This is a genomic window from Acinetobacter sp. WCHAc060006, assembly GCF_004209135.1.
GTDB lineage: Bacteria > Pseudomonadota > Gammaproteobacteria > Pseudomonadales > Moraxellaceae > Acinetobacter > Acinetobacter cumulans.
Window position 1 is genome coordinate 1 of record NZ_SGSS01000058.1, and the last position, 5,888, is coordinate 5,888.

General features: G+C 40.8%; 6 protein-coding genes. 5 read left to right on the forward strand and 1 reads right to left on the reverse strand.

Annotated features, from left to right (window positions below; genetic code table 11):
• Window positions 1-329 precede the first annotated feature (329 nt).
• Window positions 330-677: a GlpM family protein gene (locus EXE29_RS16920; protein ID WP_120365098.1), complete on the forward strand. Its 348-nt coding sequence runs from the start codon at window positions 330-332 to the stop codon at window positions 675-677.
• A gap of 66 nt (window positions 678-743) precedes the next feature.
• Here EXE29_RS16920 and tenA read toward each other — a convergent pair whose 3' ends face one another.
• Complete coding sequence (gene tenA, locus EXE29_RS16925) at window positions 744-1,418, reverse strand: thiaminase II (protein ID WP_106984234.1); 675 nt, start codon at window positions 1,416-1,418, stop codon at window positions 744-746.
• A gap of 283 nt (window positions 1,419-1,701) precedes the next feature.
• Between tenA and EXE29_RS16930 the strand changes: the two genes are divergently transcribed.
• The 4 genes from EXE29_RS16930 to EXE29_RS16945 form a co-directional block, all read left to right on the forward strand.
• Window positions 1,702-2,787: a DUF475 domain-containing protein gene (locus EXE29_RS16930; protein ID WP_120365099.1), complete on the forward strand. Its 1,086-nt coding sequence runs from the start codon at window positions 1,702-1,704 to the stop codon at window positions 2,785-2,787.
• Between the two features lie 148 nt (window positions 2,788-2,935).
• Complete coding sequence (locus EXE29_RS16935) at window positions 2,936-4,300, forward strand: MFS transporter (protein ID WP_120365101.1); 1,365 nt, start codon at window positions 2,936-2,938, stop codon at window positions 4,298-4,300.
• Window positions 4,301-4,351: 51 nt separating this feature from the next.
• The gene (ssb, locus tag EXE29_RS16940; protein WP_120365100.1) at window positions 4,352-4,951 is read left to right on the forward strand and encodes a single-stranded DNA-binding protein; all 600 of its coding nucleotides are present in this window, start codon (window positions 4,352-4,354) and stop codon (window positions 4,949-4,951) included.
• Window positions 4,952-5,143: 192 nt separating this feature from the next.
• On the forward strand, window positions 5,144-5,888 hold a 745-nt coding region (locus EXE29_RS16945), incomplete at its 3' end, for a site-specific integrase (RefSeq protein ID WP_228198836.1).

The following is a 5,888-nucleotide window of genomic DNA, read 5'->3' on the forward strand; positions in this document are numbered from 1 at the left end:
TAAATTAAATAGGTGGCGGCAGAACCACAATGGGTACAGCCTTTTTCTAAATACACTTCTTCACTGTTGAGCCAGCAACATTGCAATGTAAAAAATGCGCGGATGGCTTCTGTGCCTAAATTATTTTGGTGCATTTCTTTTGCCTCGCAAGGATAAATGAAAAAATAAATTATTGAATGATAATTATTATCATTTATTTTGCATGATTTGTGACATAAAGTCTAATGCTGATGCATTATTTTTTATGCTAGCTCAAATCAGGCAATATGTTTAAAACTGGGTAACAAGCGTAGACTACGCTTTTTTAATCTTGAACGATGGGATGGGCGATGCTGTCTTTATTTTTGAAATATGTTATGGGGGCGGGCGTCGTGCTCCTGATTTCTATTCTTTCAAAAAGTAAGGCATTTTATATTGCAGGCTTAGTCCCACTTTTTCCTACTTTTGCTTTAATTGCACATGTGATTGTCGCGCAAGAGCGGGGCAGTGAGGCTTTAGCTCAAACCGCTTTATTTGGTTTGTGGGCATTGATTCCTTATTTTGTGTATTTGCTGGTGGTGTATGTGTTGGCAACGCGAATGTCCGTACTCTCATGTTTGAGTCTGGCGACGCTATGCTGGATCGTCGTGGCGGCGGGCCTGATTTATGGCTGGAATACTTATATGGCGAATGTGTAGCGGATTGCAAAGTTCGATTATATTGAAGGCAAATGTGAAGCCCACGTTGTGAGCTTCGTATAAGTATTATTCTGCGGTTAAGCCTGGCCATTTGGCTTGTTGGTAGGCACTGTCCCAAAACAGCCATTCTAACTCGGCACCGCGGGTATAAGCCTGATGCATTTTTTCTAAAGTATCGGCATCACAACGACTGGCTACACGGTCAATGGTTGCTAATACATTATTGACGGCTTGGTTAAATTCCTCGCCTGCATAGGTGTCGATCCATGCTTGATAAGGGTTATTCGGCACAGAATGATGCACAATGTTTTTGCCTACTTCAGCATAAATCCAAAAACATGGCAGTAAGGATGCCAATACCACGGGATAGCTTTCAGACCATGCAGTTGCCGTTAAAAATGAGCAATAATGGTGGCAAGCAAGGCTCAGTGGCGTATTGGTAAAGTCTTCGGCACTAATGTGAAAATTTTGAAAGAAGCTATTGTGCATATCACGTTCAAATACGATGGCCAATTTGGCAGCTTCGGAAAATTGAATAATATCTTCAGCATCAAAAGCTTTGGCAGCACAGACTGCTAAGGCACGTCCATAGTTCACTAAATAATGTGCATCTTGAATAATATAATGGCAAAAGGCCCCTTGCTCGAGGCGACCCTGTGCAAGTTCTTGGTTAAATGGGTGTGCCAATATTTTTTCATACAGATTGAGATTGCGTTGCCAAAGGGCTTCAGAAAAACGCATGAACATGTCCTATTTAAGCATCGTGTGCCAAGAGTAATCGATAAAGCGCAAAACACGGTTGTTGTTTTGAAAAATAAGCAGGGTGGTCAGTGGTTTTTAAACATAAAAAGGCCATAATAAGCACATTTTATGGTGTTCTTGATTAAAAGCTCACGCAATAGTCAGGTCAAATAAAAGTGAAACACAGCAAAGAACTTAGCGATAAGCAGTAAATAACGAAATCTAAGTTTTTGTTATGACTAACTTTTATGTATTCAAATACTTGTTTTAGGTCGATTGAATTATGTGGAAACATTTTGGTTTCTCTATTGTATTTACAATCGTGTGTTTAGCGATTTCTGCATATTGGGGGTTCAACCACGGACCCAATGCAGGCGTACAAGCCATGATTACTGCACTGACCATTACTGCGATTTTGGCAGTGATGGAAGTGTCTTTATCTTTTGATAATGCTGTCGTCAATGCATCCGTCCTACGAGGTTGGGATCATTTTTGGAAAATGATTTTCTTGACGGTGGGTATTGTGATTGCCGTATTTGGTATGCGTTTAGTGTTCCCAATTGTGATTGTGGCAGTGACCGCAGATATGGGCATGCTTGAAGTGGTGAATATGGCGTTAAATGATCCAACGCACTATTCTGAAAAGTTGATGGCACATCATGCTGAAATTGCAGCCTTTGGTGGCGCATTCTTGCTGTTGGTGTTTTTAAACTTCTTTTTGGATGAAGGCAAAGATACCCACTGGTTTAAGTGGATTGAACGTCGTTTAGCAAACTTGGCCAATGTTCCTGCAATGTCTGTGTTTATTGCATTGATTGCACTATTGATCATGGCAGCCAATGTGGATGAAAGCAAACGCTTAGTTGTGACGATGGCCAGTATTTGGGGCATCGTGATTTATATTGGCGTGCAAGTTTTAAGTCACTTATTGGGTGGCGAGCCAGAAGTAGATGAAAATGGCAATGCTATTGGTCATGACGCAAATGGTGCACCAACAGGTCTGATTAAAGCCGGCATTGGTGGCTTTATTTACCTTGAAGTTTTAGATGCATCATTTAGCTTTGACGGTGTGATTGGTGCATTTGCGATTACCTCAGATGTAGTCATCATTATGCTTGGTCTTGCCATTGGTGCGATGTTTGTACGTTCAATGACGATTTACTTGGTCGATAAAGGCACCTTGGATGCGTATATTTTCCTTGAACATGGTGCGCATTATGCGATTGGCGCTTTAGCATTCATTATGCTTGCAAGTGGTACAGGTGTACACATTCCAGAAGTGGTTACAGGCTTGATTGGTGTAGCCTTTATTGTTTGGGCGGTGATTGCGTCAATTCAGTACAAAAAGCGTCAGGAACAACTCGGTTAAGTTTGATTTAAGAAAAACCAATACAATGAAAAGGGTGCAGTCATGCGCCCTTTTTTATTGCCTATGAGTCATCAATACATCTGCATTGGTGGCAGGAATGATGTACGATAGTTGCACCAGTTTTCCTTTTAAATTTTCGCTTATTGATATGATGAATGCCTTAGAACGTCGCTCAACCTTTGCCCTAAGCAGTATTTTTGCATTGCGCATGTTGGGTTTGTTCATGATTATCCCCGTATTTTCAGTTGCGGGACAGTCTTATCAATATGCAACGCCTGCGCTGATTGGTTTAGCGGTCGGGGTGTATGGTTTAACCCAAGCGATTTTACAAATTCCATTTAGCTTAATTGCAGACCGCTATAGCCGTAAGCCTTTGGTGGTGATTGGTCTATTGCTTTTTGCTTTAGGTGGTGCTGTAGCGGCCATGTCTGAAACCATTTACGGTGTCATTATTGGTCGTGCGATTGCTGGCGGTGGTGCTGTATCAGCAGTGGTGATGGCGCTTTTGGCGGATGTCACTCGAGAGGAACAACGCACCAAAGCAATGGCGGTCATGGGGATGAGCATTGGCTTATCCTTTGTGGTGGCATTTAGCCTAGGGCCGTGGCTCACCAGCTTGGTGGGAATTTCAGGTCTATTCTGGGGCACAACTGTGATGGGCTTGGCTGCCATTTCTATGCTTTTGCTGGTGCCGAAAGTAACGCGTCATCATCGAAATTTTCAGCAAGGTTATCTCACACAGCTCAAAGAAGTACTCAAAATGCCAGACCTCAACCGTCTGCATGTATCGGTATTTTCCTTGCATTTATTACTCACTGCGATGTTTATTTATGTGCCATCTCAGCTGATTGATTTTGCAAAAATCCCGTTATCGAGTCATGGTTTGGTGTACTTGCCATTATTGGTTATTAGCCTGTTTTTTGCATTCCCAAGTATTATTTTGGCGGAAAAATATCGCAAAATGCGCGGTATTTTTCTTACCGCCATTGGTGGGATTATTTTAGGCTTATTGGTGCTGATCTTTGGTTTTGAATCCAAATACATCTTGCTTACAGGCTTAGGTTTATTCTTTATCGCCTTTAATGTCATGGAAGCATTGTTACCGTCTTGGCTATCTAAAGCTGCGCCTATTCAGTCTAAAGCGACAGCAATGGGCGTGAATGCCAGCAGTCAGTTTTTGGGTGCTTTCTTTGGAGGCATGCTGGGTGGGCAGTTACTTCAAATGCAAAATACTGCGATGGGCTGGGGCATTTTGTCTGCGATCGCTATTCTTTGGCTATTGATTAGCTTTGGTTTGGCACAGCCACGCTATTTATCTTCAATGGTTTTTCGTTTGCCTGAGGGCAAAGAAACAGATGAATGGACTTCTCAGCTTTTAGCAATTCGTGGTATTGAAGAGGTCGTGGTAATGGCCGACCAGCAAGTAGCGTATGTGAAAGTCGATAAGCAGCTCATAGATGAGTCAGCGCGACAACACTTAACGCAGTTGTTCGGGAAAGAGCTAGCCATTTAAGCATAACTCTTATAAAGTAAATAATAGAAACAAATAGGAAGAATACGTCTGATGCGTGGTGTAAATAAGGTCATTTTAGTTGGTACTTTAGGTCGTGATCCTGAAACCAAAACTTTTCCAAATGGCGGCTCTTTGACTCAGTTCTCAATTGCAACAAGCGACTCGTGGACTGATAAAAATACAGGTGAACGTAAAGAACAAACAGAATGGCACCGTATTGTATTGCACAATCGTTTAGGCGAAATTGCACAGCAATACCTACGCAAAGGTTCAAAAGTTTATATTGAAGGTTCACTACGTACGCGTCAGTGGACAGACCAAAATGGTCAAGAGCGCTACACGACTGAAATTCGTGGCGAACAAATGCAAATGCTAGACAATAACCGTCAGCAAGGCGAACAAGGCCAAGGTTTTGAACAGCCACGTTTTAACAACAATAATGGCGGTCAGCAAGGTGGTTACGGCCAGCAGGGCGGTTATGGTAATGCTAACCAAGGCGGTCAAGGTGGCTATGGTGGTGCTCAGCAAGGTGGTTTTAACAATAACCAATCAAATGGTTATGGTAACAACAACCCAGCTGCATTTGCGCCAAAACCACAAGCGGCACCTGCGGCTGCACCAGCAGATTTAGATGACGACCTTCCGTTCTAGATCATATGTTCAATTAATTTGTTAATTTATTTGAGATGTAATTGTTTTAAATATATTTAAAATTAATTATTTAAACAGAAAAATAGCTTCTTTTATTTTGTTAATAATTGAGGCTATTTTTTTAACTATAGAAAATGTTAATTTAAAAGTGCATATATAATTTATTTTGTTAAGTTAATGTGTTAAAAAAGAATGTATCAAGGTTGGAAGTTTTATGAGATGGATGTAGAGGTAATCTTGCATGATTCTGGAGAGTTGTTGCCTATACTCTTAGATGATGATGGTATGCCAATACCCTTACCAAATGAGTTTATTCTCTCCAAAAGGCATGCAAGCTCTAATACGCTCATTAGGAACCTAAGAGAAATAAAACTATTATACGAATGGTTTCAAATTCATAAGATTGACTTGCATGAAAGGCTGATCCACAAGAAACCCTTTACTGAAGCTGAAATTATAGGAAGTCTTGTAGAGTTTCTAAGAAAAGATCATGACAAAAGACATAAAACAATAAAGATTGCAGTCAAGCCAGATACGTTCAATCAAAGACTCATCACGATCAAACAATTTCTAAGTTGGTATATTGAGATGTACATCGGGACGTTACCTTTTACATCAGATCGCTATCAATTCTACGTCACATACAAGACGAGACTTATTTCTTTACTTGATCGCTGTTTTATAAATTCTCCACCAATCAATAAAAGTCTTAGCAAGGGTTTGAGTAGTAGTGAGCAATCTAATCTTATTAAGTTAATTAAACCTCAGAAGGGAAGTCAAAATCCGATTGAATATAGAAATTATATTATGGTGATGCTGATGCTTTCTTTTGGATTACGCCCTGGAGAGCTATTGAGCTTAAGAGTGGAAGACGTACAGGTTGGAGGTATCTCTTCTATCAAAGTACATCGTCGTCCACCAGATGTTAACGACAAAA